This is a genomic window from Streptomyces sp. 1114.5, assembly GCF_003635085.1.
GTDB lineage: Bacteria > Actinomycetota > Actinomycetes > Streptomycetales > Streptomycetaceae > Kitasatospora.
In genome coordinates, this window is sequence record NZ_RBXE01000001.1 from 1,249,398 (window position 1) to 1,274,839 (window position 25,442).

Genomic DNA, 25,442 nt, shown 5'->3' on the forward strand with positions numbered 1-25,442 from the left:
TAGGCGTGGCCGGTTCCCGGCAGGATCCGGCCGGCAGGCAGGCGAACGAACCCTGGAAGGGGGTGCCCCATGGGAGTGCTGAAGAAGTTCGAGCAGCGACTTGAGGGTCTCGTCAACGGCACCTTCGCCAAGGTGTTCAAGTCCGAGGTCCAGCCCGTGGAGATCGCCGGGGCGCTGCAGCGCGAGTGCGACAACAACGCGAGCATCTGGAACCGCGACCGCACCGTCGTGCCGAACGACTTCATCGTCGAGCTGAGCCCGCACGACCACGAGCGCCTCAGCCCCTACTCCGGGCAGCTCGGCACCGAGCTGGCCGGCATGGTCCGCGAGTACGCGGAGGCCCAGCGGTACACCTTCATGGGCCCGCTCCAGGTGAACCTGGAGAAGGCCGACGACCTGGACACCGGCCTGTACCGGGTGCGCAGCCGCACCCTCGCGGCCGAGGAGCCCCAGCCCCAGCCCCAGCAGTACGCCCCGCAGCAGCCCGGGTACGACCGCCCGCCGGCCGCTCCGGCCCCCGGCGCACCGTGGCAGCAGCCCGGCGCCGCCCAGTACAACGCGCCCCCGCCGCCGGCCGCGCCCCCCGCGGTGCCTCCCGGCCCGCCCGCGACCGCGACCGCCGCCGGCAACGTCCGCAACTTCCCCGGCGCCGGCCACGGCGGCGCCGCGGTCCGCCGCTGGGTCGAGGTGAACGGCGCCCGCCACCAGATCACCGGCTCGGCCTGCGTGCTCGGCCGCTCGACCGAGGCGGACGTGCGGATCGACGACCCCGGGGTCTCCCGCAAGCACGCGGAGATCCGGCCCGGTACCCCTTCGATGGTGCTCGACCTGGGCTCCACCAACGGCATCGTGGTGGACGGACAGCACACCCAGCGCGCTACGCTCCGCGACGGCTCGCGAATCGTCGTGGGCTCCACCACCATCGTCTACCGGCAGGTCGAAGGGTAGTGTCCGAATTGTTCGCGCGCCTCGCTCACCGACTGGCGGGACGGCCATGTCAGAACTGACCCTCACGGTCATGCGGCTGGGCTTCCTCGCCGTACTGTGGCTGTTCGTCATCGTCGCGATCCAGGTGATCCGCAGCGACCTCTTCGGCACCAAGGTGAACCCGCGGTCCTCCCGTCGCGGCGCGAGCGCCCCGGCCGCCGGCGGCGCCGCCCCCGCGGTCGCCGGTCGCGCCGCGCCCGCCCCGGCCCCCGCCACCGCGGCGGGCCAGACCCAGGGCGGCGGCGGGCGCCGTCGCGGCGCTCCGACCCAGCTCGTCGTGGTGCAGGGCTCGCTGGCCGGCACCACCGTGGCGCTGCAGGGGCAGACCATCACGCTGGGCCGCGCGCACGACTCCACCATCGTGCTGGACGACGACTACGCATCCTCCCGGCATGCCAGGATCTATCCGGATCAGACTGGGCAGTGGACGGTCGAGGATCTAGGCTCCACCAACGGCACCTATCTGGACCGGCAGCGCCTGACCGCGCCCACCCCGCTCCAGCCGGGCATGCCGATCCGTATCGGCAGGACCGTCATCGAACTGCGGAAGTAGTAGCGCATGAGGGACAGCATCCCGTCCATGACCCAGAGGGGGGCACAGGTCGCATGACCCTGGTGCTGCGCTTCGCCGCCGGCTCCCACAAGGGACTGATCCGGGAGGGGAACGAGGACTCCGGCTACGCCGGGCCGCGGCTGCTGGCCGTGGCCGACGGCATGGGCGGCGCCGCGGCCGGCGAGGTCGCTTCCTCCGAGGTGCTCGGCTCGATCGTCCGGCTGGACGAGGACGTGCCGGGCGCCGACCTGCTGACCCTGCTGGGCGACGCCGTCCAGGGCGCCAACGACCGGCTCCGGCAGATGGTCGAGGAGGACCCCCAGCTGGAGGGCATGGGCTGCACGCTCACCGCCATGCTGTGGACGGGTCAGCGGATGGGCATGGTGCACGTCGGCGACTCCCGCGCCTACCTGCTGCGGGACGGTTCGCTGGTGCAGATCACCCAGGACCACACCTGGGTGCAGCGCCTGGTCGACGAGGGCCGGATCACGCCCGAGGAGGCCGAGACCCACCCGCAGCGCTCGCTGCTGATGCGGGCGCTGGACGGCCGCGGCCAGGTCGAGCCCGACCTGTCGATCCGCGAGGTCCGGGCCGGCGACCGCTACCTGATCTGCTCCGACGGCCTCTCCGGCCCGGTCAGCCACCAGACCCTCCAGGACACCCTCGGCAGCTTCTACTCGCCCGAGCAGACCGTGCAGGAGCTGATCCAGCTCGCGCTGCGCGGCGGCGGTCCGGACAACATCACCTGCATCGTGGCGGACGTCATCGACGTCGGCGCCACGGACACCATGAGCGGCCAGTTCAACGACGTCCCGGTGGTGGTCGGCGCGGTGGCCGACGCCCCGCCGTCCTCGGCCGCCGCCGACCGCTCGATCGCGGACACCCCGGCCGGCCGCGCCGCCGGCCTCGGCCGCAGCCCGCAGGGCGCCTTCGGCCCGGCCGAGGGCTACGAGGGCGAGTACGGCGCCGCAGCCGGCGGCTTCGGCCCCGCCGAGGGCTACGAGGGCGAGTACGGCTACGGCTCCGCCGAGCCCTCGGTCTACGGCACCGAGGACTTCGACGAGGAGCAGCCCCCGAAGCGCAAGCGCAGGGGCCTGACGATCTCGGTGGCCGCCCTGGTCGCGCTCGGCCTGCTCGGCGGCGCCGGCTACTTCGGCTACCAGTGGACGCAGGACCAGTACTACATCGGCGAGGAGGGCGACCACGTCGCCGTCTACCAGGGCATCAACCAGAACCTGGCCGGTCTGAGCCTGTCCTCGGTGCACGACTCCTACAGCAAGATCCAGCTCAAGTGGCTGCCGCAGGACCAGCGCGCGCACGTGAACAAGACCATCTCGGTCGGCAGCATCGGCGACGCCAACTCGACCATCCAGGAGCTCGACGGCTGGGTCCAGCTCTGCCAGCGGGCCGCGAAGGCGACGGCCCCGGCGCAGGGCACCCAGGCGACGCAGGCCACCCACACCGCGTTCGTGACCTCCACGCCCACCCCGGGCGACAAGGAGAGGAACCGCCCGGCCGCGGCGGCCCCGACCGGCACGCCCAGCACCACGCCGACCCCGACCCCGACCCCGACCGCCCCGAGCACGTCCGTCCCGACGCCGAACGCCACCCCTCCGGCGGCCGGCGCGCAGGGTGACCAGCCCCCGCTGAGTGACGACGAGCTCAGCCGGGCCAACTCCTGCCCCAAGCAGCAGTGACGGCCGTGCCCCGACATGGGACCGCCCCGGGCGGTCTTGCCGGCCGTCAGGGAGCGGTCACCACGTGAGCAGCTACAACCTGAGCGAAGACACCGGCCGGTCCGCCCGGCGCCGGGCACCGGCCGGCCGCACCGTGCCGCGCCGCCGGGGGAACACCACGATCTCCCCGCAGGAGGCGCCCAACCGGCGCAACACCGAGTTGGCCCTGCTGGTCTTCGCGGTGCTGCTGCCGGTCCTCGCGTACGCCAACGTCGGGCTCGCGATGGACTCCAAGCTGCCCGCCGGGATGCTCGGCTACGGGCTCGGCATGGGCGCCCTGGCGCTGGTCGCGCACCTGCTGGTGCGCCGCTTCGCGCCGTACGCGGACCCGCTGATGCTGCCGATCGCCACCCTGCTGAACGGGCTCGGGGTGGTGATGATCTGGCGGCTGGACAAGGCGGGCAAGCTGCTCCGGGGCAACTACCCGGCGGCCGAGAACCAGCTGATGTGGTCGGCGCTCGGGATCGCCGGCTTCATCGCGGTGATGGTCCTCCTGAAGGACCACCGGGTGCTCCAGCGCTACACCTACATCTCGATGGTGGTGGCCCTGGTCCTGCTCGCCGCGCCGGCCTTCTTCCCGTCCCGGGAGGAGGACTTCGGCGCCAAGATCTGGATCCGGATGGGCAGCTTCTCCATCCAGCCCGGCGAGTTCGCCAAGATCGTCCTGACGGTGTTCTTCGCCGGCTACCTGATGGTCAAGCGGGACGCCCTGGCGCTGGCCAGCCGCCGGTTCATGGGCCTGTACCTGCCGCGCGGCCGTGACCTCGGCCCGATCGTCGTGATCTGGCTGCTCAGCCTGCTGATCCTGATCTTCGAGAACGACCTGGGCACGTCCTTCCTGTTCTTCGGCCTGTTCGTGGTGATGCTCTACGTCGCCACCGAGCGGACCAGCTGGATCCTGTTCGGCCTGCTGATGTCGGTCGGCGGCGCGGTCGCGGTCGCCTCGACCGCCAGCCACGTGAAGATCCGCATCAACGCCTGGCTCGACCCGATGGCCGCCTTCGGTCCGAACCCGCCGAAGGGCGCCACCGAGCAGATCGGCCAGTCGCTGATGGCGCTCGGCTCCGGCGGGGTCACCGGCTCCGGCCTGGGCCAGGGCCGGTCCTGGCTGATCGCCTTCGCCGCCAAGAGCGACTTCATCCTGGGCTCCTTCGGCGAGGAGCTCGGCCTGACCGGCATGATGGCGATCTTCCTGCTGTACGCGCTGCTGGTGCAGCGCGGCCTGCGCACCGCGATCGCCGCCCGTGACCCCTTCGGCAAGCTGTTCGCGGTCGGCCTCGCCTCGGCGATGGCGCTGCAGGTGTTCGTCGTCGCCGGCGGTGTGACCGGGCTGATCCCGCTGACCGGTATGACCATGCCGTTCCTGGCCCAGGGCGGTTCGTCCGTGGTCGCCAACTGGGCGCTGGTCGCGATCCTGCTGAAGATCAGCGACAGCGCCCGCCGCCCGGGGGTCGAACCGGCCCCAGCCACCGAGGGCCAGGGAGGACCCGCCCGATGAACAAGCCGATCCGCCGGGTCTCGATCTTCTGCCTCGTGCTGATACTCGCCCTGATGGTGCGCACCAACTGGGTGCAGGGCGTCCAGGCCGACTCCTGGGCGAGCAACAAGAACAACAAGCGCCAGCTGTACGACCGCTACGCCCACCCGCGCGGCAACATCGTCGTCGGCGGCCAGCCGGTCACGAAGTCCGACTTCGTCAACGGCCTGCGCTACAAGTACAAGCGCTCCTGGGTCGACGGCCCGATGTACGCCCCGGTCACCGGCTACTCCTCCCAGGTCTTCGGCTCCAGCCAGCTGGAGAACCTGGAGGACGGCATCCTCTCCGGCACGGACGACCGGCTGTTCTTCCGCAACACCCTGGACATGCTGACCGGCGAGCAGAAGCGCGGCGGCGACGTCCTCACCACCATCAACGCCAAGGTCCAGAAGGCCGCCTACGACGGCCTGGGCAACAAGAAGGGCGCGGTGGTCGCGCTCGACCCGAAGACCGGCGCGATCCTGGCGCTGGTCTCCACCCCGTCCTACGACCCGGGCACCTTCTCCGGCAGCGAGTCCGCCGACTCCAAGGCCTGGACGGACCTCAACGCGGACCCGAACAAGCCGATGCTCAACCGGGCGCTGAAGGAGACCTATCCGCCCGGCTCGACCTTCAAGCTGGTCACCGCGACCGCGGCGTTCGAGAACGGCCTGTACCAGGGCATCGACGACCCCACGACGACGCCCGAGCCGTACATCCTGCCGAACACCACCACGCAGCTGAAGAACGAGAGCCCCAACGAGCGCTGCGAGAACGCCACCGTCAAGTCCGGCATGGACCAGTCCTGCAACACGGTCTTCGCCAAGATGGGCGACGACCTCGGCAAGGAGAAGATGCGGGCGCAGGCCGAGAAGTTCGGTTTCAACAGCACGATCGACACCCCGGTCCGCTCCGAGAAGAGCATCTTCCCGGACAGCGTCAGCCGGGACGGCACCGCCCAGGACTCGATCGGCCAGCACGACACCCGCGCCACCCCGCTCCAGATGGCCATGGTCTCCGCCGCGATCGCCAACAACGGCAGCCTGATGCAGCCGTACCTGGTCGACCAGGAGCGCTCGGCCTCGCTGACCACCATCTCCAAGCACACCGAGAAGCAGTTCTCCCAGGCGATGAGCCCGGCCACCGCGCAGAAGATGCAGGACCTGATGGTCTCGGTGGTGGAGAACGGCACCGGCACCAACGCCAAGATCCCCGGCCTCCAGGTCGGTGGCAAGACCGGCACCGCCCAGCACGGCGAGGACAACGCCGGGCTGCCGTTCGCCTGGTTCACCTCCTGGGCCAAGACCTCGGACGGCCAGTCGGTCGCGGTCGCGGTGGTGGTCGAGGACGGCTCGCAGAACCGCGACGGCATCAGCGGCGGCCGGCTCGCAGCCCCGATCGCCAAGGCGGTGATGCAGGCCGCACTCGGCAAGTAGGGAGCGGAGTCCGGGTGAGGGGAATGTCACGATCGGCACCCCCCTCCGGATACCGGTCTGGTATCGGCCGACGGCTGACTCCGGTCCGATGCGGTACGACCGGTAGCGTATCCGCCAGCAGCGGGTGTGCCCGTTGCCGCCCGCGAGGCACCGCACGGCCCGGCCGGAGAACCGGTCGCGGACCGCACGGCGTCGTCCAGAGCGTGCGGGGACGCCTACGTCACAACCTCACCGGCGGGTGAGGGAGAGGGTCGGAACTATGGAAGAGCCTCGTCGCCTCGGCGGCAGGTACGAGCTCGGCGGCGTTCTCGGACGCGGCGGCATGGCCGAGGTGTACCTCGGTCATGACACCCGGCTCGGCCGTTCCGTCGCCGTGAAGACGCTCCGGGCCGACATGGCCCGGGATCCGTCGTTCCAGGCCCGGTTCCGCCGTGAGGCACAGTCGGCGGCATCCCTGAACCACCCCGCGATCGTCGCCGTGTACGACACCGGCGAGGACTACATCGACGGCATCTCCATCCCGTACATCGTGATGGAGTACGTCGAGGGGTCCACGCTGCGCGAGCTGCTGCACTCCGGCCGCCGGCTGCTGCCCGAGCGCGCGCTGGAGATGACCATCGGCATCCTGCAGGCCCTGGAGTACTCGCACCGGGCCGGGATCGTGCACCGCGACATCAAGCCGGCCAACGTGATGCTGACCCGGCAGGGCAACGTCAAGGTGATGGACTTCGGTATCGCCCGTGCGATGGGTGACGCCGGGATGACCATGACCCAGACCTCGGCCGTCATCGGCACCGCCCAGTACCTCTCCCCCGAGCAGGCCAAGGGCGAGCAGGTCGACGCCCGCTCCGACCTCTACTCCACCGGCTGCCTGCTCTACGAGCTGCTGACCGTCCGCCCGCCCTTCGTCGGCGACTCGCCGGTCGCGGTGGCCTACCAGCACGTCCGGGAGGAGCCGCAGCCGCCGTCCGTCTTCGATCCCGAGGTGCGCCCCGAGATCGACGCGATCGTGCTGAAGGCGCTCGCCAAGGAACGCGACTACCGCTACCAGAGCGCCGACGAGATGCGCGACGACATCGAGCGCTTCCTCGACGGCCTGCCGGTGGCCGCCGCCCAGCAGGCCGCCTACGGCATGGGCGCGGCCGGCTACGGCTACGACCAGAACGGCTACCCGCAGCAGCACGACCCGTACGGCCAGACCAACGTGCTGCCGCAGCAGCCCGGCGGCGGCCCGACCACCGTCCTGCCGCAGGCCTCCGCCCAGCCCGGCTACGGGCAGCAGGGCGGCTACCAGGACGACGGCTACGGGCAGACCTACGCCGGACCCGCGGACGGCGGCAGCGACGACGGCTACGGCCGTGGCGGCCGGCGCGGCGACGACCAGCCGAAGAAGAGCAACACCTCCTGGATCGTGCTGGCGGTGGCCGCCGTGCTGGTCCTGGTCGGCACCTTCTTCGTGGCCCAGGCGATGTTCAGCAACAACGACAAGAAGGACGCCGCCAAGATCGCGGCGCCCAACCTGGTCGGCAAGACCCTGGCCGACGCCAAGACGGCCGCCGCCGCGGCCGGGCCCAAGCTGGTGGTGACCGAGGGCGAGAAGCTCGCCTGCCCGGACACGAACATCAAGAAGGACCAGGTCTGCACCCAGACCCCGACGCCCGGCACCCAGGTCGCCGAGAACGGCACCATCACGGTGCAGGTCTCCTCCGGCCCGGCCAAGGCGCCGGTGCCGGGCGTGGTCGGCAAGCCGAAGGACCAGGCCACCAAGGCGCTCGCCGACGCCGGCTTCGGCAACGTCACCACCGAGTACAAGGACGACGACACCGCCGCGCAGGACACCGTCACCGCCCAGGACCCGGCGCCGAACACGCCCACCGACCCGACCGCCCCGATCAAGCTGACGGTCTCGCAGGGCAAGGCGAAGAAGGACGTCCCGAACGTGGTCGGCACCCAGAAGGACGACGCGCAGAACACGCTGCAGGGCCTCGGGTTCCAGGTCGACGCCTCGAAGACCACGCAGACCAACGACCCGACCAAGGTCAACACCGTCGCCCAGCAGTCCGTCCCGGCCGGCAGCAAGGCCCCGGTCAACAGCAAGATCACGCTGACGATCTACAAGGCGCCGGACAAGCCCGCGGTCCCGCCGCTGCAGAACGTCAAGCTCTCGGACGCCATCTCCCAGCTGACCAAGGCCGGCCTGGGCTACACCGTGGTCGGCCCGCAGGACCCGAACGCGATCGTCATGATGAGCAACCCCGGGGCCGGCACCCAGCTGGACCCGAACACCCAGGTCCAGCTCTTCACCAAGGCGGCCGAGCCGACCAAAGGGGGCGACCCCACCACCCCACCCGCCAAAGGGGACCACTAAGCCCCCGATATTCCCCTGGTTCAACTGAACCGGGGGCCGGGAGCCGGTCGTACCGGAGCACGTAGCCCGAGGGCCCGCCGCAGCGGATGCGGCGGGCCCTCGGGCAGTTCCGGCACCGAACCGGCCGGCGGCCTCAGGAGTGGCGCAGCTCCGGCGGCGGGGTGCGCTTGGCGTCCATGTCGTCCACCCGCACCAGGCTTCCCCAGACCGCCATCCGGTAGCGCGAGGTGTAGACCGGCGTGCAGGTGGTCAGGGTGATGTACCGGCCGGGGCCCGCGTACCCGGAGCGCGCCGGGACGGGCGCCACGATGCCGGTGTCGTACTTGGAGGTCTCCGCCAGGGTGCTGTCGACCTGGTAGACGTACCACTTGTCCTTGGTCTCGACGACGACCGCGTCGCCCTTGTGCACGGCGTCCAGGTCGTGGAACTTGGCGCCGTGGCCGTCCCGGTGGGCGGCCAGCGCGAAGTTCCCGGCCGCGTCCCAGGGCATCGCTGCCTTGTACGGCTGCTCGTAGACCCCCGCCACGCCCTCGTCCAGGACCTCGGTGGAGGTGCCCATCCGGATCAGCACCTGGTAGTCCCCGCCCATCGCCGGGACGTGCAGGAAGCCGACGTCGTCGCCGACGGCGAACTGCTTCGGCGCGGGCGGGGCACCGGGGGTGGCAGTGCCGCCGGGCGCGGCCGAGGGGGTGCTCGGGCCCGCCGCCCAGGTGCCGCGCAGCCGGTCGGCGGCGGCCGAGGCCGAGCGGTCGGCCTGCACGTTGGTCCACCACAGCGAGTAGGCCACGAACAGGCCGAGCACCAGGCCCAGGGTGATCAGCAGTTCGCCGAAGACGCCGAGCGCGGCCAGCGCCCGGCTCCGTCGACGACGGCCGCCGGCCTGCTCGGGCGGGGGGAAGGCCTCCTGCCCCGGTTCGGCCGGCTGCGCGGTCTCGTCGTCCTGCATCTGCGGTGCTCCCCCTCCGGGCCCGGCGTCCGGGCGGCTACCCGCCCGCGAGCGCGGCCGGCTTGCCTTGGCTGCGCGGCCGCTCCTCGATCATCTTGCCAAAGACGATGAGACGGAACTTCGACGTGAACTCCGGGGTGCAGGTGGTCAGCGTGATGTACCGGCCCGGCCCGGTGTACCCGGAGCCGTTCGGCACCGGCTTGATCACGCTCACGTTGGTGGGCGAGGTCTCCGGGATGCCCCCGGTGATCTCGTAGGTGTAGTAGCCGGCCGCGGTCTCCACCACGACCTTGTCGCCCTTGGAGAGCTGGTTGATGTACCGGAACGGCTCGCCGTGGGTGTTGCGGTGGGCGGCCAGCGCGAAGTTGCCGGTCTTGTCGCCCGGCATCGCGGTGCCGGTGTAGTGGCCGACCAGACCCTTGTCGAGCACAGCCGACTTGGAGGTGCCCTCGGCGATCGGGAACTTCAGGCCCAGCTTGGGCAGGTAGACGATGGCGAAGCCCTTGCCCGGCTCGAACACCTCGGGCTTGTTCGGGTCCGGGGCCGGCTGCCCGGGCTGGCCGGGCGGCGGGGCCGCGTCGAACTGCTGCTCCAGCCGGTTGCGGGCGCCGTCGGCGGCCGCGTCGGCCTGCACGTTGGTCCACCAGAGCTGGTACGCGACGAAGAGCAGCATCACCGCGCCGAGCGTGATGCACAGCTCGCCGACGAGCCGTGCGGCCACCACGGCCACGGACTCCTTGGGGCGCACCTGCCCGGCGGCCCGGCCGCTCGCCCGGCGCCGTCCGCTGCCCGAGCGGATCGCGGTACGGCCCTGGGCGGCCCGCCGGCGTTCGGCCCGGCCCCCGGTGGGCGGGACGGGCTCGGCGGCCTGCGCGCCGACGGCGGCGGGCAGCCGCAGCTGGAGGGTCTGGTCGGGCAGCCAGGGGTACTCGGGCCCGCCCGCCGGCGGCTCCTCGGCCTGCTCGTACACGCCCCAGGCGTCCTCGGGCACGCCCTGGCCCGGGTGCTCCGGACGGTACGGCGCACCGCCGTGGCCGCCGCCGCTCCCGTCGCCGTACGGCGCCCCGTGCCCGGGAGCGCCGTGCTGGAGGCCTTCGTAAGGCTCGACGCCCTGGTACTGCTGCGCGCTGCCGTACGGGGCCGCCTCCGGCTGGTAACGCCCCTCCGGACGCAGCGTGGTCACGCCGCTCAGCCCCGGCCGATCACCGGGGCGAGCCCGGCCGACCTGTCCACGGCCTGCGGGAAGCCGCACTCCGCGAGCCAGTTGGCGAGCATCCGGTGCCCGCCCTCGGTGAGCACCGACTCGGGGTGGAACTGCACGCCCTCGACCAGGAGTTCACGGTGCCTCAGGCCCATGATCACCCCGCTCTCGGTGCGCGCGGTGACCACCAACTCCTCGGGCACGGTGGACGGTTCGACCGCGAGCGAGTGGTAGCGGGTCGCCGTCAGCGGCGAGGGCAGCCCCTCGAACACCCCGCCGTCCTCGTGCTCGACCGGCGAGGTCTTGCCGTGCAGCAGCTCCGGCGCCCGGCCGACCACCGCGCCGTACGCGGCCGCGATCGACTGCAGGCCCAGGCAGACGCCGAACACCGGCAGCCCGATCCGCGCGCAGTGGTGCACCATCTCGATGCAGACCCCGGCCTCCTCCGGCGATCCCGGCCCGGGGGAGAGCAGCACTCCGTCGAAGCCCTCCTCCCCGGAGCGGCGGACGGCGTGTTCGACGGTCACCTCGTCGTTGCGCACCACCTCGCAGGTGGCACCGAGCTGGTACAGGTACTGGACCAGGTTGAAGACGAAGCTGTCGTAGTTGTCCACCACCAGGATGCGGGGCGGGGTCGGCTGCGTGGTCATGCGCGCGTGGTCTCCGTGGGGGGTGCGGTGCTGGATGGAAGTGACGGACCCGCCGGTTCAGCCGGCAGCGGCGCCGTCGCCGCCGTCCACTGTGACGTCACCGAAGGGGAGCAGCGGTTCCGCCCAAGGGAAGACGTAGGTGAAGAGGAGGTACACGATCCCCAGGATGAGGAGCACCGAGATGACGGCCTTCACCAGGAAGTTCCCCGGAAGGTGACGCCAGATGAACCCGTACATGGTGCTCCCTCGACGTAGCGGACTGGGGTCAAGAGTAGACCCGCCCTCCACGCGCGTGAGGCCGGTCCGCTACTGCTGCTGGCCCGCCGACCGCAGCTCGGTGGTGCCGGAGTAGCCGGGCAGGGTCAGGTCCCCGCTCTCCTGGACCTTCCAGCCCAGCCCGTACGCCTGGACGTACTTCAGGTAGGTGCGGATCGTCGGGTCCGACTCGACGGCCGAGCGCAGCGCGTCGGTCTTCCCGACCGCCTTGACCACGTACGGCGGGGAGTAGACCCGGCCCTGGAGCAGCAGGGTGTTGCCGACGCAGCGGACGGCGCTGGTGGAGATCAGCCGCTGGTCCATCACCTGCACGCCCTCGGCGCCGCCGCGCCACAGCGCGTTGACCACGGCCTGGATGTCCTGCTGGTGGATGACCAGGTCGTTGACGCCGGGCTCGGGGACGCCGGGGATGCGTGCGGTGGCGTTCGGCGGGGCGTCGTTGAGGGTGACGGACAGACCGCCGCCCTGCAGCGGCTCCAGGGCCGCGCCGAGCCGCAGGCCGTCCAGCCGTGCCACGTCGGCGGGGTTGCTGCCCTGCTGTTCGGTGAGGTCCTGGGCGCGGGCCTGGAGGTCGGCGAGCTGGGACTGTGCCTGCTGGTTCTGCGCGCTGCGCTGGCGGATCACGTCGCCGAGGCTCAGCAGCGAGTTGTCGGTCCGCAGGTCGGTGCCGCGGGCGGTCTGTGCGCTGATGTAGAACAGCAGACCGGCGAGGGCGAAGACGGCGCAGGTCAGGACACGTCCGACAATTCGGGTGCCGGACCGGCGGGTAGGGGTGGGCTCCGGGGGAATCGACAAATTAGTCACCGTACCCTTATCTCCTCAAGACCCGCCGAGCCACTACGCTAACGGACGCCGGTGGCGTGTGCGGAGCGGTCCCCCTGGGCGTTCTCCCACAGCAGCTGCCGGCCGACTTCACCCGCTGCACCTCTGCGCGGTCTCACAGCGCATCGACAGGAGAACCCCTCGTGCCGAAGTCTCGACTCCGCAAGAAGTCCGACTACACCCCGCCCACCACGGCCGCGGTGAAGATCAGCTCGGGCCGCGGCTGGGTCGCGCCGCTGATGCTGGCACTGTTCCTGATCGGCCTGGTGTGGATCGTCACCTATTACGTGACCAGCGGCTCCTACCCGGTCGAGGGCTGGCGGAACTGGAACATCCTGGTGGGCTTCGGCTTCATCGCCGCGGGGTTCGGCGTCTCCACCCAGTGGAAGTGACGCTCCGCTCGTCCTGAGGCCCGGTCCGGGCCGACCCCCGCCGCTTCGGACGGCTCGTCCCGGGGCGGCGGTCAGGCATGCCCGGAAACGGACGGACACGTGCGGACCCGCACGGGAACCGGTCGGTTATCCGCACCATCCGACGGTCACGCTTATCCACATGGTTATCCACACTGGGGAAAAGTCTCCCCAGCCTGTGGATAACCTTTCGAGCGAAGGCCGTCCCCAGCTGCGCACAGCTGTCCGACGGCAGGACGCTCGCACAGCAGGACGCGCGTAGAACAACAGTCCACAGCCGTGGCGGCGCACAGCCCGTGCACACCCCCGCACCCGCTGTGGACAAACGCCCGAGGCGTCACGCGCCGTAGAGGGACATCCCGATCAACAGCATCGCCGCCTCCAGGGCCACCGCCCCGCCCACCGCCAGCCCCTGGACCAGGCCGCGGCGCTCGCGCGGGGCGTACATCAGGCCGGCCGCGGTCAGCGCGCCCAGCACCAGGCCGCCGAGGTGCGCCCGCCAGTCGATGCCCGGGCGGGAGAACGTGACGATCAGGTTGAAGACCAGGAACGCCATCACCATGGCGAGCGGGCCCTTGTTCCGCAGCTGCATGACGATCGTGGCGCCGATCAGCCCGAAGATCGCCCCGGAGGCCCCCACCGAGTTCATCCAGTCCCCGGCCACCAGGAAGGCGAAGGTGCTGCCGCCCAGGGCGGACACCAGGTAGAGGGCCAGGAAGCGCAGCCGGCCGAGCGACTCCTCCAGCGCCGGGCCGAGCCGGAGCAGGACCAGCATGTTCAGCCCGATGTGCCACCACTCCAGGTGCAGGAACGCGCCGGTCAGCAGCCGGTACCACTGGTGCGGGCCGTCCGCGACGCCCGCCGGTCCGCCGAGGATGTCCCGCCCGGCGCTGAACAGCGACCAGGTCTGGCCCAGCCGCGGCGTGAGCACGTAGGCGGCCAGCAGCCAGACCACCACGTTGACCCCGATCAGCGCCCTGGTGACCAGCCCGCCGTCGGCGGTGGGCGTCCCGCCGAACCGGGTGGTCGCCCGCCGCGTCCCGGCGTGGCCGTTGCCGACGCACTCGGGGCACTGGAAGCCCACCGAGGCGGCCACCATGCACTGCGGGCAGATCGGCCGCTCGCACCGGGTGCAGGAGATCCCGGTGGGCGTCTGCGGGTGCCGGTAGCAGCCGGGCGCCCCGGCCTCCGGGAACCGCTCGGCCGACGGGCTCGGCTCGTCCGGGAGCATCAGTGCTGTCCCCTTCCCGTACGCGTCCTCCGGAACCGTCAGCCTACTGCCGCGCCCCCTCCGCACGGCCCGCTCTCCCGGATCCGCTCCCGCCCCACCCTCGCGCCTCTCCCCGCCGCGCCCCGCGTACGGCCCACCCCAGCGTGCCGCCGGACAAATCACCATGCATGATCAGCATTCAGGTGGATATGTGCATAAAGGACGGACGCCACCCAGGAGGAGAGACTCGTGAGCTTTTCGGACTCAGCCCGTGAGACGGCCACCAGGACCCGGGACACCGCCGCGCAGTTCGCGGACGGCGCCTTGCAGCGCCTCGGGCCCGCCTGGGACGCCGTCGGGCCGAAGGCCACCCAGGCCGCCCACAACCTCCGCGTCCAGTACGACAGGCATCTCGCCCCGCAGTTCGGCCACGCGTTCGCCAGCCTGCCCCCCGAGGCCCAGCAGAACACCCTGAAGGTCCTCCACCGGGCCCAGGAGGCCGCGCTGGCGGCCCGGCTCTCCGCGACCCGGGCCGCCGACCAGGCCCGCAGCACGGTCGGCCCCAGGGTCGCCCAGGCCGTCGGGGACGCCCGCGCCGTCGTCGGTCCGGTCGCCCACGAGGCCCAGTCCCGGGGCGCCGCCGCGCTGACCGCACTGCAGGGCAACGTCAGTTCGGCCGAGATCAGCGAGCTCGCCGCCCGCAACGCCCGGAAGCAGCGGTGCAACGGCTGGGCCACCGGCCTCGCCGTGGCCGGCCTGCTGGCCGTCGGCAGCGGCATCGTGGCCTGGCAGTGGTGGCGCCGGCACAGCAACCCGGAATGGCTGGTCGAGCCGCCGGCCGCGCAGGAGCCGCGTCCGTCCGGGGCCACCGCCGCCACCGCCCCGGTGAACGGCTCCGCCGAGGACGCCGCGGAGTCCCCGGGCGCCGAGCCCGGCAAGCCCGGCGACGGCGAGGGCCGCAGCGCGGACTGACCGTACGGAGGCACCGGAAGGGCCCGGAAACGCCGATCGGCCGCCGACCAGAACCCTGGTCAGCGGCCGATCGTCGACTGCTGCGAACTGTGGAGCATAGGAGACTCGAACTCCTGACATCTGCCTTGCAAAGGCAGCGCTCTACCAACTGAGCTAATGCCCCTCGACGGCACCGCGCGTGCCAACGGGCACTAGCGTACCGGGTTCCGGCGCCTTTCCCAGCGCCTCCCCCCGGGACAGTGCCATTCCCCGGAGGGAACCGGCCGGTCCGGTCGGTCGACCGGGCCGGCCGGCCCAGGAGGCGCGGGTCGGCGCCTCCGAAGATCGTCGATCGTCAGATCGCCCGGAGGCTCAGCGGCCGGCCGGAACCGGGTCGGTGGCCTCGGTCCACAGGTCCTGCTCGGCGCGGTCCGCCTGGACCTGACGGTAGACAAAGAAGCCGCCGAGGGCGACCAGGGCGACCAGGAGAAGCTTCTTCACCGCGGGACCTCGTCCTTCTTGCGTTGGTGGACTCAAGAGCCGGATCCGGCCGGACTGACCGGGCCGACGAGTCCAGTTGTGTTTCGAGCGCGAACGGGCGGCCGGGTGCCAGACTGCCCTTGCGGCCGATGATACACACCGGTATCCCAATCGTGACCAGCCACCGGTGCGGCCAACCCGGCGGTCCGGGCCGAGGATTGACGCCGCACCTCCTGCCGGATGGTCCGCCCGCACACGACCGGCCCCGGGAAACCCCCGCCGGGCCCCTCCTCCGGACCCGTCCGGCACCGGGAAACGTCGAAGGCCCCGGAGTGGATCACTCCGGGGCCTTCGGGGAGGTGGGCCTAACAGGACTTGAACCTGTGGCCTCTTCCTTATCAGGGAAGCGCTCTAACCGTCTGAGCTATAGGCCCTCGCCGAACAGAGAGCGTACCGGAATCCTGCCGATCCGCGAAAACGTCGAAGGCCCCGGAGTGGATCAATCCGGGGCCTTCGCGGTGGTGGGCCTAACAGGACTTGAACCTGTGGCCTCTTCCTTATCAGGGAAGCGCTCTAACCGTCTGAGCTATAGGCCCTTGCCGCACTGAAAGATTAGCGGACCGACGGCCGATCTCCCAAATCCGCGTCGGCCGGGGCGGCGGCAACGGCCCCGGTGACCGGCCGCGGCGTGCCGGTGGCGGGGCGCAGCAGCCACTCCGCCCGGGTCGGCGGGAGGCCCGCCGCGCCCTGCTCGGTGCTGCGCACGGCGAGGACCTGGTTGACCCCGATCCGGTTCTGCTCGAAGGCCAGCGCGGAGGCGGCCATGTACAGCCGCCAGACCCTGGCCCGGCCGCGGCCGACCAGCCGGACCGCCTCCGTCCAGTGCGCCTCCAGGTTGGCCACCCACTCGCGCAGGGTCAGCCCGTAGTGCTCCCGCAGCGACTCGACGTCACGGACCTCGAAGCCGGCCTCCTCCAACCGCGCCACGGTGGAACCGACCGGGGAGAGCTCGCCGTCGGGGAAGACGTAGCGGTCGATGAAGGGGCTGGTGCGGTGCGGCTCTCCGGGGTGGTCGGGGCGGCGGGCGATCTGGTGGTTGAGCAGCCGGCCGCCGGGCGCCAGCAGCCGGTACAGGCCCTCGGCGTAGACCCGGTACTGCTCGGAGCCGACGTGTTCGGCCATCCCGACGCTGGAGATCGCGTCGAACGGCCCGTCGGTGATCTCCCGGTAGTCCTGGAGCCGGACCTCGACCCGGTCGGCCAGGCCGGCCTCCTCCAGGCGGGCGCGGGCCAGCGCGACCTGCTCCGTGGAGATGGAGACGCCGACGGCGGTGACGCCGTAGTGCTCGGCCGCGTGCAGCAGCAGCGACCCCCAGCCGCAGCCGACGTCCAGCAGCCGCATTCCGGGCTGCAGGCCGAGCTTGCGGCAGATCAGGTCGAGCTTGGCCTCCTGGGCGGCCTCCAGGCTCTTCGCCTCCGGCGTCCAGTAGGCGCAGGAGTAGACCATCGAGGAGCCGAGCACGAGGCCGTAGAAGTCGTTCCCGACGTCGTAGTGGTGGCTGATCGCCGCGCGGTCCCGGCCGCGGCTGTGCAGTCGCCCCTTGGCCGGGCGGACCTCTTCCCGGGGCGGGGTCGGCTCGGGGCCGATCGCCCCGGCCCGCAGGGCGGCCGCGACGGCCCGGCGGCCCGGTGCGCCGAGGACGTCGCGCGGCCCGAGGTGCAGCGTGCGGATCTCCGGGAGCTCGGCGAACCGGCCGACCACCGAGAGCACCTCGTAGAGGTCGGTCCCGGGGGCGATCTCCAGGTCCCCCGCGACGTAGGCCCGGGCCAGGCCGAGCTCGCCCGGCTGCCAGAGCAGGCGGCGCAGTGCCCGGCGGTTGCGCAGGACCACGGTGGGCGCGCCCGGCGGCCCCGCGATGCTGCCGTCCCAGGCCTGCACCCGCAGCGGTACCGGGATCCCCAGCAGCCCGTCCAGGGCCTCGACCAGTTGACCTGCGAGCTTCGCCACCGCGCGCCTCCGTCCAGTCGTCCTGCCGAACTCACCTGACCCGGTCGCGGACCGGGGGCGGCCTGTGGCACTCCCAGGCGCGGAACGGGCGGCACCCAGCAAATCCCACGGCGGCCGGCCCGCTTCCGGACGGCACGCCGCGGGGTGCCGGCTGTCACCCGAAATGCCGACGGGCCCCACCGGCTGCAACAGCCTGCGGGGCCCGTGCATTCCGCCCGCGGAGGGCGAACTGAGGGAAGGTCAGGATCCGGCCGGGATCAGTCCTCCTCGGCCAGGGTCAGCTCGACCCCGCCGGTGAAGCCGGCCGCCGCGTTGTAGATGAACGCGGACAGGGTGGACAGCGCGGTCAGCAGCACGACGTCGACCACGGAGATCAGCGTGCTGAAGGTCATGACCTTGCCGAAGCCGATGTAGTCCATCAGGTTGACGCCGCCGGCGCTGTCCGAGCCGGTGACGTCCTTGAGGGTCTTGGTCAGCGAGTCGAAGACGCCGAGGGAGTCCAGCGTCATCCACAGCACCGCGGAGGCCACGATGAGGATGATGCCGACGGCCAGCGACAACAGGAAGCTGACCTTCATCACGGACCACGGGTCGATCTTGGTCACCCGCAGCCGGGCCTTGCGGGTCCGGCCGAGGCCGGGGCCCGCGGGTGCGGCCGCGGGCGCGGCGGGGCGGCGCGCCGCCCCGGGCACCGGGGTGCCGCCCGGCGGGGTGTTGCCGGAGGTCCGGGTGCCCCGGGCCGGGGTCGGCTGCCCCTTCGCGTACGTGGTCGGCTGCGAGAAGCCGCCCGAGCCGGACGCCGGGGCGCCCGGCGGCGGGGGCGTCTGGCCGCCGTAGGTCGCGCCGCTCTGGCCCGCGCCGCCGACCGACGGCATCAGCGAGGTGGACGCGGCCGAGTGCTCGGTCGGCGGCTGCGGCACGCCGTAGGAACCCCCGCCCTGCGCGCCCGGACGGCCGCCGGAGGTGCCTCCCGCAGCACCCGTGGCTCCACTCACCTGGTCCTCCCGCACTTCCCACCAGGACGGCGGCGCCGCCCTGCTTCGTCACTCGTCATCCAGCGCCCGGCGGGATTGCCCGGAACTGGTCGGCGTCCGGCTCCGCCGCGCCCACTCTGTGGACGCGGCGGAGACCGTCTGCGGTTCGGATCAGGCCCCGGCGTCTCCGCCGACCACCGTCTCCGTTCCTTCGGCCGTCTCGGTGGACTCGGTGCCCGCGACCTCGTCCTCCGCCGTCTCGTCGTCCTCGGCCTCCGCGTTGCGGGCCATGCCCACGACCGCGTCGCGCTTTCCGAGGTTGATCAGTTGGACGCCCATCGTGTCACGTCCGGTTTCACGAACCTCGGAAACCCTGGTGCGGATCACCCCACCCGAGAGGGTGATTGCCATGATTTCGTCGGTTTCGTCGACCACGAGCGCGCCGACGAGCGAGCCGCGGCCCTCGACGATCTTCGCCGCCTTGGTGCCGTAGCCGCCGCGTCCCTGGACACGGTACTCGTCCACACCCGTGCGCTTGGCGTAGCCGCCGTCCGTGGCGGTGAAGACGTACGTCCCCGGGCGGACGACGTTCATCGACAGCAGCTCGTCGTCCTCGCGGAAGGCCATGCCCTTGACGCCGGAGGTGGCGCGGCCGGTGGGCCGCAGGGCGTCGTCGGTCGCGGTGAAGCGGATCGACTGGGCCTTCTTCGAGACCAGCAGCAGGTCGTCCTCGGCGGAGACCAGCTCGGCGCCGATCAGCTCGTCGTCCCGGCCCGCCTCGTCCTGGCGCAGGTTGATCGCGATCAGGCCGCCGGAGCGCGGGGAGTCGTAGTCCTTGAGGGCGGACTTCTTCACCAGGCCGGCCCGGGTGGCGAGGACCAGGTACGGCTTGTCCTCGTAAGTGCGGACGGCCATCACCTGGGTGATGTGCTCCTCCGGCTGGAAGGCCAGCAGGTTGGCCACGTGCTGGCCGCGGGCGTCGCGGCCGGCGTCCGGCAGCTCGTAGCCCTTGGCACGGTAGACCCGGCCCTTGTTGGTGAAGAACAGGATCCAGTTGTGGGTGGTCGTCACGAAGAAGTGGTCGACGATGTCGTCCTGCTTCAGCTGGGCACCGCGGACGCCCTTGCCGCCGCGCTTCTGCGAGCGGTAGAGGTCGGAGCGGGTCCGCTTGACGTAGCCGCCGCGGGTGATCGTGACGACGATGTCCTCCTCGGCGATGAGGTCCTCGATGGAGAGGTCGCCGTCGGAGGGGATGAGGGTGGAGCGCCGCTCGTCGCCGTACTTCTCGACGATCGCGGCGAGCTCCTCGGAGATGATCTCCCGCTGGCGGGTCGGCGAGGCCAGGATCGCGTTGTACTCGTCGATCTTGCGCTGCAGCTCGTCGTGCTCGTCGGTGATCCGCTGGCGCTCCAGGGCGGCCAGCCGGCGCAGCTGCATCTCCAGGATCGCGTTGGCCTGGAGCTCGTCGATGTCGAGCAGGCCCATCAGGCCGGTGCGGGCGGCGTCGGCGCTGGCCGAGGCCCGGATCAGCGCGATGACCTCGTCGATCAGGTCCAGGGCCTTGAGCAGCGCGCGCAGGATGTGGGCGCGCTCCTCGGCCTTGCGCAGCCGGAAGCGGGTGCGCCGGACGATGACCTCGACCTGGTGGTTGACCCAGTGCCGGATGAAGGCGTCGAGCGACAGCGTGCGCGGCACGCCGTCGACCAGGGCCAGCATGTTGGCGCCGAAGTTGGTCTGCAGCTCGGTGTGCTTGTACAGGTTGTTGAGCACGACCTTGGCGACGGCGTCGCGCTTGAGCACGACCACCAGGCGCTGGCCGGTGCGGGACGAGGACTCGTCCCGGACGTCGGCGATGCCGGCGATCTTGCCGTCCTTGACCAGGTCGGCGATCTTCAGCGCGAGGTTGTCCGGGTTGACCTGGTACGGCAGCTCGGTGATCACCAGGCACTGACGGCCCTGGATCTCCTCGACCTCGACCACGGCCCGCATGGTGACCGAGCCGCGGCCGGTGCGGTAGTAGTCGTCGATCCCGCGGCGGCCGACGATCAGCGCGCCGGTGGGGAAGTCCGGGCCCTTGATCCGCTCGATCAGGGCCTCAAGCAGCTCCTCGGCGGAGGCCTCCGGGTTCTCCAGGTACCAGAGCGCCCCGGAGGCGACCTCGCGCAGGTTGTGCGGCGGGATGTTGGTGGCCATGCCGACCGCGATGCCGGTGGCACCGTTGACCAGCAGGTTGGGGATGCGCGCGGGCAGGACGGTGGGCTCCTGGGAGCGGCCGTCGTAGTTGGCGGCGAAGTCGACGGTCTCCTCGTCGATGTCGCGCATCATCTCCATGGCCAGCGGCATCATCTTGCACTCGGTGTAGCGCATGGCCGCGGCCGGGTCGTTGCCCGGGGAGCCGAAGTTGCCGTTGCCGTCCACCAGCGGCATCCGCATCGACCACGGCTGGGCCAGGCGGACCACGGTGTCGTAGATCGAGGTGTCACCGTGCGGGTGGTAGTTGCCCATGACGTCGCCGACGACGCGGGCGCACTTGTAGTAGCCCTTCTCGGGCCGGTACCCGCCGTCGTACATCGCGTAGAGCACGCGGCGGTGCACCGGCTTGAGGCCGTCGCGGACCTCGGGCAGCGCGCGGCTGACGATCACGCTCATCGCGTAGTCGAGGTACGAGCGCTGCATTTCGGTCTCGAGCTCGACGGGCTCGATCCGCATGGTCACCTGGGCGGTGGCCTCGGCGGCCTCGGGAGTCTCGGGCTGTTCGCCGTCGGGACGGTTGTCGTCGACCACTGGTGGTCAGTTTCCTTTCACGCGGACTGGTACGTGCGGGGCCTGGGCTGCAGGCGTCACACGTCCAGGAAGCGGACGTCCTTGGCGTTGCGCTGGATGAAGGAGCGGCGGGCCTCGACGTCCTCGCCCATCAGCACGGAGAACAGCTCGTCGGCGCGGGCGGCGTCCTCCAGGGTGACCTGGAGCAGCAGGCGGTGCTCGGCGTCCATGGTGGTGACCCGGAGCTCCTCGGCGTTCATCTCGCCGAGACCCTTGAACCGCTGGATCGCGTCGTCCTTGGGCAGCCGGCGGCCGGCCTCGACGCCGGCCGCGATCAGCGCGTCGCGCTCGCGGTCGGAGTAGGCGTACTCGAAGTCGTCCTTGCCCCACTTGATCTTGTACAGCGGCGGCATGGCGAGGTAGACGTACCCGGACTCGACCAGCGGCCGCATGAAGCGGAACAGCAGGGTGAGCAGCAGGGTGCGGATGTGCTGACCGTCGACGTCGGCGTCGGCCATCAGGACGATCTTGTGGTACCGCAGCTTGGACTCGTCGTAGTCCTCCTGGATGCCGCAGCCGAAGGCCGAGATCAACGCCTGGACCTCGGTGTTCTGCAGCACCTTGTCGATCCGGGCCTTCTCGACGTTCAGGATCTTGCCGCGGATCGGCAGGATGGCCTGGGTGCGCGGGTCGCGGCCCTGCTTGGCCGAGCCGCCGGCGGAGTCACCCTCGACGATGAAGATCTCGCACTCGGACGGGTCCTTGGACTGGCAGTCGGAGAGCTTGCCCGGCAGCGAGGCGGACTCCAGCAGGCCCTTGCGGCGGGTCAGGTCGCGGGCCTTGCGGGCGGCGACGCGCGCGGTGGCGGCCTGGATGGACTTGCGGATGATGTCCGAGGCTTCGTTGGGGTTGCGGTCCAGCCAGTCGTTGAGGTGCTCGTGGACGACCTTCTGGACGAAGGTCTTGGCCTCGGTGTTGCCGAGCTTGTCCTTGGTCTGGCCCTCGAACTGCGGCTCGCCGAGCTTGACCGAGATGATCGCGGTCAGACCCTCGCGGATGTCCTCGCCGGAGAGGTTGTCGTCCTTCTCGCGGAGCAGCTTCTTGTCCCGCGCGTAGCGGTTGACCAGGCCGGTCAGCGCGGCGCGGAAACCCTCCTCGTGGGTACCGCCGCCGTGGGTGTGGATGGTGTTGGCGAAGCTGTAGACCCCCTCGGTGTAGGAGGAGTTCCACTGCATCGCGATCTCCACCGAGATCGACTTGTCCTTGTCCTCCGCCTCGAAGTCGATGACCGAGGGGTGGATCACCTCGCCCTTGCGGGAGTTGAGGTGGGCGACGAAGTCGGCGATGCCGCCGTCGTACTTGTACGTGACGGTGAGCGGCTTGCCCTCCTCGTCCACGTGCTCGGGGCGCTCGTCGGTCAGCGAGATCGACAGGCCCTTGTTGAGGAAGGCCATCTCCTGGAAGCGCCGGGAGAGCGTCTCGAAGGAGTAGACGGTCGTCTCGAAGATGTCCGGGTCGGCCCAGAAGGTGACGGTGGTGCCGGTGCGCTCGGTCGGCTCGCCCTTGACCAGGGGGGCGGTCGGGGCACCCAGCTTGTAGTCCTGGGTCCAGATGTGGCCGTCCTTGTGGATCTCCACGGACAGTCTGGTGGACAGCGCGTTCACCACGGAGACGCCGACGCCGTGCAGACCGCCGGAGACGGCGTAGCCGCCGCCGCCGAACTTGCCGCCGGCGTGCAGGACGGTGAGCACGACCTCGACGGCCGGCTTGTCCTGGCCGGGGACGATGTCCACCGGGATGCCGCGGCCGTTGTCGACGACGCGGATCGCGCCGTCGGTCATGATCGTCACGTCGATGGTGTCGGCGTACCCGGCCATCGCCTCGTCGACGGAGTTGTCCACGACCTCCTGCACCAGGTGGTGCAGGCCGCGCTCGCCCGTGGAACCGATGTACATGCCGGGGCGCTTGCGGACGGCGTCGAGGCCTTCCAGCACCTGGATGTTGCTACCGGTGTAGGAAGCCTGGTCGGACTGGTCTGGGGTCTGGCTGGGGTTGCCGGAATCGGCCACGAAGCGCCCTCTCTGGCACAGCACGGGCCGCATTCCCGCCCCGTACGGGCGAGCGTGCGACCACGGCGTTACGACTCGGTTGCCACTAGCAACAGTGTTTGGCTTTCAGTCTACCGGTACGACTGACAGAGATGGGCGTTTGGCAGCCCTTGAAGGCAGATATGCCGCCCTGAATCCCCTCTGCACATGTCCCGATACTCGCCCGGGGCCCCGGGAGCGCCTGGGAGGGCTGCCAGGGGTTCCGGAAGATCGCCATCCGATCCGCGCCGGGCCGGCGGCCGTCACCCCCAGGTGTCGCCCGGCCCCTTGCTCCCCGGCGCACGCAGCCGGCCGTAGCCGCGGGCGGGCGCGGCCGGGCCCAGCACCTTGATGGTCTTGACCGTCCCGTGGCCCAGCTCGTGGTTCAGACGGGCCACCAACTGGCGTGCCAGCCAGCGGAGTTGCGTGGCCCACGCGGTGGAGTCGCACTGCACGGTGAGCACCGCGGCGGCCTCGTCGTAGGAAGAGGGGTGGCAGTGCGCGGCGATGTCCGGGCCGACGATCTGCGGCCAGCGGCCCATCACCCCGCCGACTGCGGCCGAGGACTCCCAGCCGCGCTCGGTCAGCAGCCGGTTCAGCGCGGTGCCCAGCGGGACCGGGTCGCGGCCGTCCGAGCGGGCGCCGCTGCGCAGGCCGTGCCGCTTCGCCTCGCGCTTCTGCTGGACCTGTTCGCCGCGCTGCTTCGCCTGGGCGCGGGCCGCGCGCAGTGCGGAGCGGGCGAGGTCGGCGCCGGTCGGCTCGGGGGCGCCGGACCGGGGAGAGGTCTCCGCCGGCTCGCTCACGGCGATCTCCTTTCCCCAGCCTGTGGACAACGCTGAGCGATCCAGCGTACGGGAGCGCACGCACGACGGGCCGCCGGGTGCGCCCGGCGGCGGAACGGTGGGGGTACGGGGGTGCGGTTCAGCCGTCGATCCGGCTGACGTCGCCGTCGCAGACCGCGAACCGGGCGCCGGCCAGCGCCTTCGGCACGTCCTCGGCGACCGCCGCGGTCACCAGTACCTGCTCACCGTCGGCCACCAGCTCGGCCAGCCGGTCCCGGCGGGCGGCGTCCAGCTCGGCGAACACGTCGTCCAGGATCAGCACCGGCTCGCCGCCGTCGGCGCGCAGCAGCTCGTACGAGGCCAGCCGCAGCGCGAGCGCGAACGACCAGGACTCGCCGTGGCTGGCGTAGCCCTTGGCGGGCAGCGGGCCGAGCTTGAGCACCAGCTCGTCGCGGTGCGGGCCGACCAGTGTGATCCCGCGGTCGACCTCCTGCTTGCGGACCGACTGCAGCGCGGTCAGCAGCTGCTCCTCGGCCTGCTCACGGCTGGTCGGCAGCTCGCCCTCGAAGGAGCTGCGGTACTCCAGCGCGGTCTCCCCGCCACCGGGGGCCAGCTGCCCGTACGCGGCCGTCACCAGCGGCTGCAGGGCGGCCACCAGCTGGATCCGGAAGGCCGTCAACTCGGCGCCGGCCCGGGCCAGATGGCCGTCCCAGACCTCCAGGGTGGACAGGTCGGCGCCCTTGCCGCCGCCGGCCCGGCGGGCCATCGCGGCGGTCTTCAGCAGGGCGTTGCGCTGCTTGAGCACCCGCTCGTAGTCCTGCCGCACGCCGGCCAGCCGGGGTGCGCGGGCGGTCAGCAGCTCGTCCAGGAAGCGCCGCCGCTCGCCCGGGTCGCCCTTGACCAGGCTGAGGTCCTCGGGGGCGAACAGCACGGTGCGCAGCAGGCCCAGGACGTCGCGCGGGCGGACGTTGTCGGAGCGGTTGATCCGGGCCCGGTTGGCCTTGCCCGGGGTGAGCTCCAGCTCGACCAGGGTGGAGCGGCCGCGGTCCACCACCGAGGTGCGGATCACCGCCCGCTCGGCGCCCAGCCGGATCAGCGGGGCGTCGGTGGCGACCCGGTGGCTGCCCAGGGTGGCGACGTAGCCGATCGCCTCGACCAGGTTGGTCTTGCCCTGGCCGTTGGGCCCGACGAAGGCCGTCACGCCCGGGTCGAGGGGAACCTCGGCCCGGGCGTACGACCGGAAGTCGGCGAGCGACAGATGCGCGACATGCATGGCTGTGGACTGCG

The 25,442-nt window shown here is 71.5% G+C and carries 21 protein-coding genes and 3 tRNA genes; 8 read left to right on the top strand and 16 right to left on the bottom strand.

The annotated features are described in order from the left end of the window. Positions 1-69: 69 nt before the first annotated feature. The 6 genes from BX285_RS05365 (at position 70) to pknB (ending at position 8,596) form a co-directional block, all read left to right on the top strand. Entirely contained in the window at positions 70-948 is an 879-nt protein-coding gene (locus tag BX285_RS05365; RefSeq protein ID WP_097236912.1) for a DUF3662 and FHA domain-containing protein, read from the top strand. A gap of 46 nt (positions 949-994) precedes the next feature. Then, complete coding sequence (locus BX285_RS05370) at positions 995-1,540, top strand: FHA domain-containing protein (RefSeq protein WP_097236913.1); 546 nt, start codon at positions 995-997, stop codon at positions 1,538-1,540. Between the two features lie 53 nt (positions 1,541-1,593). Further along, positions 1,594-3,237 carry a PP2C family serine/threonine-protein phosphatase gene (locus BX285_RS38140; RefSeq protein WP_121174589.1) on the top strand — a complete coding sequence of 548 codons (1,644 nt, stop codon included), beginning with the start codon at positions 1,594-1,596 and terminating at the stop codon, positions 3,235-3,237. A gap of 133 nt (positions 3,238-3,370) precedes the next feature. After that, a complete protein-coding gene (locus tag BX285_RS05380) occupies positions 3,371-4,774 on the top strand; it encodes an FtsW/RodA/SpoVE family cell cycle protein (protein WP_097240105.1) in 1,404 nt (467 codons plus the stop codon). After that, positions 4,771-6,228 carry a penicillin-binding protein 2 gene (locus BX285_RS05385; protein WP_097236915.1) on the top strand — a complete coding sequence of 486 codons (1,458 nt, stop codon included), beginning with the start codon at positions 4,771-4,773 and terminating at the stop codon, positions 6,226-6,228. Before BX285_RS05380 ends, BX285_RS05385 begins: the two co-directional genes overlap by 4 nt. A 259-nt stretch (positions 6,229-6,487) precedes the next feature. Beyond that, complete coding sequence (gene pknB / locus BX285_RS05390; RefSeq protein ID WP_121174590.1) at positions 6,488-8,596, top strand: Stk1 family PASTA domain-containing Ser/Thr kinase; 2,109 nt, start codon at positions 6,488-6,490, stop codon at positions 8,594-8,596. Positions 8,597-8,729: 133 nt separating this feature from the next. Here pknB and BX285_RS05395 read toward each other — a convergent pair whose 3' ends face one another. From BX285_RS05395 to BX285_RS05415, 5 genes are all read right to left on the bottom strand, one after another. Beyond that, positions 8,730-9,542 carry a class E sortase gene (locus BX285_RS05395; RefSeq protein WP_121174591.1) on the bottom strand — a complete coding sequence of 271 codons (813 nt, stop codon included), beginning with the start codon at positions 9,540-9,542 and terminating at the stop codon, positions 8,730-8,732. Positions 9,543-9,579: 37 nt separating this feature from the next. Then, entirely contained in the window at positions 9,580-10,725 is a 1,146-nt protein-coding gene (locus tag BX285_RS36780) for a class E sortase (RefSeq protein ID WP_143685750.1), read from the bottom strand. 5 nt (positions 10,726-10,730) lie between these two features. Continuing rightward, positions 10,731-11,393 (bottom strand): aminodeoxychorismate/anthranilate synthase component II, encoded by a 663-nt coding sequence (locus BX285_RS05405; protein ID WP_097236918.1) that lies wholly within the window; start codon positions 11,391-11,393, stop codon positions 10,731-10,733. 57 nt (positions 11,394-11,450) lie between these two features. After that, on the bottom strand, positions 11,451-11,630 hold the full coding sequence (locus tag BX285_RS05410; RefSeq protein ID WP_097236919.1) for a hypothetical protein: 180 nt from the start codon (positions 11,628-11,630) through the stop codon (positions 11,451-11,453). A gap of 69 nt (positions 11,631-11,699) precedes the next feature. Further along, the gene (locus tag BX285_RS05415; RefSeq protein WP_398899675.1) at positions 11,700-12,464 is read right to left on the bottom strand and encodes a DUF881 domain-containing protein; all 765 of its coding nucleotides are present in this window, start codon (positions 12,462-12,464) and stop codon (positions 11,700-11,702) included. A 170-nt stretch (positions 12,465-12,634) separates the two neighbouring features. Between BX285_RS05415 and crgA the strand changes: the two genes are divergently transcribed. Next, positions 12,635-12,883 carry a cell division protein CrgA gene (gene crgA / locus BX285_RS05420; RefSeq protein WP_097236921.1) on the top strand — a complete coding sequence of 83 codons (249 nt, stop codon included), beginning with the start codon at positions 12,635-12,637 and terminating at the stop codon, positions 12,881-12,883. 355 nt (positions 12,884-13,238) lie between these two features. Here the strand turns inward: crgA and BX285_RS05425 are convergent, their stop codons facing one another. Further along, entirely contained in the window at positions 13,239-14,132 is an 894-nt protein-coding gene (locus tag BX285_RS05425; RefSeq protein ID WP_121174593.1) for a rhomboid family intramembrane serine protease, read from the bottom strand. 228 nt (positions 14,133-14,360) lie between these two features. Here BX285_RS05425 and BX285_RS05430 point away from each other — a divergent pair, with 228 nt between their 5' ends. Continuing rightward, the gene (locus BX285_RS05430) at positions 14,361-15,083 is read left to right on the top strand and encodes a DUF5324 family protein (RefSeq protein ID WP_121174594.1); all 723 of its coding nucleotides are present in this window, start codon (positions 14,361-14,363) and stop codon (positions 15,081-15,083) included. 90 nt (positions 15,084-15,173) lie between these two features. On the opposite strand, the gene BX285_RS05435 is transcribed toward BX285_RS05430, so the two are convergent. The 10 genes from BX285_RS05435 to recF form a co-directional block, all read right to left on the bottom strand. Then, positions 15,174-15,246 (bottom strand) — tRNA-Ala (locus BX285_RS05435). Positions 15,247-15,434: 188 nt separating this feature from the next. Continuing rightward, entirely contained in the window at positions 15,435-15,563 is a 129-nt protein-coding gene (locus tag BX285_RS37840; protein WP_014137031.1) for a DLW-39 family protein, read from the bottom strand. Between the two features lie 339 nt (positions 15,564-15,902). Then, positions 15,903-15,976 (bottom strand) — tRNA-Ile (locus tag BX285_RS05445). Between the two features lie 85 nt (positions 15,977-16,061). Then, positions 16,062-16,138 (bottom strand) — tRNA-Ile (locus BX285_RS05450). Positions 16,139-16,154: 16 nt separating this feature from the next. Further along, positions 16,155-17,549, bottom strand: coding sequence for a cyclopropane-fatty-acyl-phospholipid synthase family protein (locus tag BX285_RS05455; protein ID WP_121174595.1), 1,395 nt, complete (start codon positions 17,547-17,549; stop codon positions 16,155-16,157). A 257-nt stretch (positions 17,550-17,806) separates the two neighbouring features. Then, the gene (locus tag BX285_RS05460) at positions 17,807-18,544 is read right to left on the bottom strand and encodes a DUF3566 domain-containing protein (RefSeq protein ID WP_259470440.1); all 738 of its coding nucleotides are present in this window, start codon (positions 18,542-18,544) and stop codon (positions 17,807-17,809) included. Between the two features lie 150 nt (positions 18,545-18,694). Next, complete coding sequence (gene gyrA, locus BX285_RS05465; RefSeq protein ID WP_121177273.1) at positions 18,695-21,232, bottom strand: DNA gyrase subunit A; 2,538 nt, start codon at positions 21,230-21,232, stop codon at positions 18,695-18,697. Positions 21,233-21,363: 131 nt separating this feature from the next. Then, positions 21,364-23,379, bottom strand: coding sequence for a DNA topoisomerase (ATP-hydrolyzing) subunit B (gene gyrB / locus BX285_RS05470; protein WP_097236925.1), 2,016 nt, complete (start codon positions 23,377-23,379; stop codon positions 21,364-21,366). Positions 23,380-23,636: 257 nt separating this feature from the next. After that, on the bottom strand, positions 23,637-24,176 hold the full coding sequence (locus BX285_RS05475; RefSeq protein WP_097236926.1) for a DUF721 domain-containing protein: 540 nt from the start codon (positions 24,174-24,176) through the stop codon (positions 23,637-23,639). Between the two features lie 118 nt (positions 24,177-24,294). After that, positions 24,295-25,428 (bottom strand): DNA replication/repair protein RecF, encoded by a 1,134-nt coding sequence (gene recF, locus BX285_RS05480; RefSeq protein WP_097236927.1) that lies wholly within the window; start codon positions 25,426-25,428, stop codon positions 24,295-24,297. Positions 25,429-25,442 lie beyond the last annotated feature (14 nt).

Coding starts and splice junctions, on each gene's coding strand:
- pknB (WP_121174590.1), top strand. CDS start 6,488: ATGGAAGAGCCTCGTCGCCTCGGCGGCAGGTACGAGCTCGGCGGCGTT.
- BX285_RS38140 (WP_121174589.1), top strand. CDS start 1,594: ATGACCCTGGTGCTGCGCTTCGCCGCCGGCTCCCACAAGGGACTGATC.
- BX285_RS05425 (WP_121174593.1), bottom strand. CDS start 14,132: ATGCTCCCGGACGAGCCGAGCCCGTCGGCCGAGCGGTTCCCGGAGGCC.
- BX285_RS05370 (WP_097236913.1), top strand. CDS start 995: ATGTCAGAACTGACCCTCACGGTCATGCGGCTGGGCTTCCTCGCCGTA.
- recF (WP_097236927.1), bottom strand. CDS start 25,428: ATGCATGTCGCGCATCTGTCGCTCGCCGACTTCCGGTCGTACGCCCGG.
- BX285_RS05405 (WP_097236918.1), bottom strand. CDS start 11,393: ATGACCACGCAGCCGACCCCGCCCCGCATCCTGGTGGTGGACAACTAC.
- BX285_RS05385 (WP_097236915.1), top strand. CDS start 4,771: ATGAACAAGCCGATCCGCCGGGTCTCGATCTTCTGCCTCGTGCTGATA.
- BX285_RS05410 (WP_097236919.1), bottom strand. CDS start 11,630: ATGTACGGGTTCATCTGGCGTCACCTTCCGGGGAACTTCCTGGTGAAG.
- BX285_RS05365 (WP_097236912.1), top strand. CDS start 70: ATGGGAGTGCTGAAGAAGTTCGAGCAGCGACTTGAGGGTCTCGTCAAC.
- BX285_RS05395 (WP_121174591.1), bottom strand. CDS start 9,542: ATGCAGGACGACGAGACCGCGCAGCCGGCCGAACCGGGGCAGGAGGCC.
- gyrA (WP_121177273.1), bottom strand. CDS start 21,232: ATGCGGATCGAGCCCGTCGAGCTCGAGACCGAAATGCAGCGCTCGTAC.